The sequence below is a fragment of the Streptomyces sp. NPDC091371 genome, assembly GCF_040684275.1.
In the GTDB taxonomy this organism is placed as follows: domain Bacteria; phylum Actinomycetota; class Actinomycetes; order Streptomycetales; family Streptomycetaceae; genus Streptomyces.
In genome coordinates this window covers 1-1223 of sequence record NZ_JBFBFP010000120.1, presented here as the reverse complement: position 1 = coordinate 1223, position 1223 = coordinate 1, and the positions used below count along the sequence as shown (strand labels likewise).

1 protein-coding gene is annotated in these 1223 nt (G+C 67.7%); it reads right to left on the bottom strand.

The window, feature by feature from the left end:
* Nucleotides 1-17: 17 nt before the first annotated feature.
* Nucleotides 18-773 carry an ISL3 family transposase gene (locus AB0O21_RS40455; RefSeq protein ID WP_365181031.1) on the bottom strand — a complete coding sequence of 252 codons (756 nt, stop codon included), beginning with the start codon at nucleotides 771-773 and terminating at the stop codon, nucleotides 18-20.
* Nucleotides 774-1223 lie beyond the last annotated feature (450 nt).

Genomic DNA, 1223 nt, shown 5'->3' with positions numbered 1-1223 from the left:
CCGGATTGGGTAAGCCATCAGACCCAGGAATATCCCTCCAAATTCCTCCCGGCTGAAACCGGGGATACGACAAGGCGCCTCATGGCGCACTGCCACCGGTCCGCAACCTGGATCGCTTCGGGGGCGGCTCGCTTGGTGGCATCGCTGAACGGGCTGTAGCGGTCCCGGCAGACGATCTCGACGCCGGGATGTTCCCGCAGCCACTCGGCGAGCGTGTCCGCGGCGCGGTCCGGCAGCAGATCGACGGGGCGACCGGTTTCGACATCGACGAGTACGGTCCCATAGGTGCGGCCCTTGCGGAACGCGAACTCGTCGACGCCCAGGACCCTGATGGTTCCCACGGGCGGATCCGGGAGCAGACGAACCTGGCGCAGGACCGATGCCCGTGTGGTCCGCATTCCGAGCTGCGGCGCGAGCCGGGCGCCGGCCCGGCCGCCCACAGCAAGTCCGATCGCTTGAATCATGCGGGCCACAGCTTGAGTCCGGCGGGCATTACGCCTGGTCAGCGAGTCGATTTGCTCAACATGTGTCCGTCGGAGGCAGCTGCTGTTGTCGCAGAAGAACCGGCGGACGAGCAGGCGCAGGACAACGCGTCGGCCGCCCAGCGGACGGTCCGCGAGCCGGCGTCGGTACCTGCTGTGAACTCTCGTTCCGGCGGACTCGCAGTCCGGACACGTCACGTCGTCACGTCTACTGCTGGCCTCGACCAGCACCGAGTCTCCGACGATGTCCACCGTCTCGACCACGAGGTCCTCGACCTCCGGCCAGACCAACTCCCGGAACCTGCACTCGACCCCCACCAAAGCAACGCTGACGGGCGAGCAGCCTTCGACACCCGCGTTGATCGAAAGTGATCGTCACGAAATGTGGACCACAGCCACGAATCTCCCCACCCCGCGCTCGGGCGTGGGACAGACCTGCTCACCCGAGTTCCCCACCCCTGGGCGGCTGACCTGCGGTGGGGGCGCCCCAGCGGAGGGCCGCCCCGATAGCCAGCCAGGCCCTGGGGCGGGGCGAGCTGTCCAGGGTGGGCGCAGCCCAGCGGGTAGCGCCGCCGCAGACACCCTTGACCGCTCGGCACGGCCCGCACACTTCACAATCGCGGCAGCTGGTAACAGCGGTGTGCACGGCACGGGTGTACTCGACTGCGTCAGACCGGGCACACGATCGGACCCCAGATCGGATTGGTCCGCATCGGATCACTCATGCAGCCAGTTTCGCCC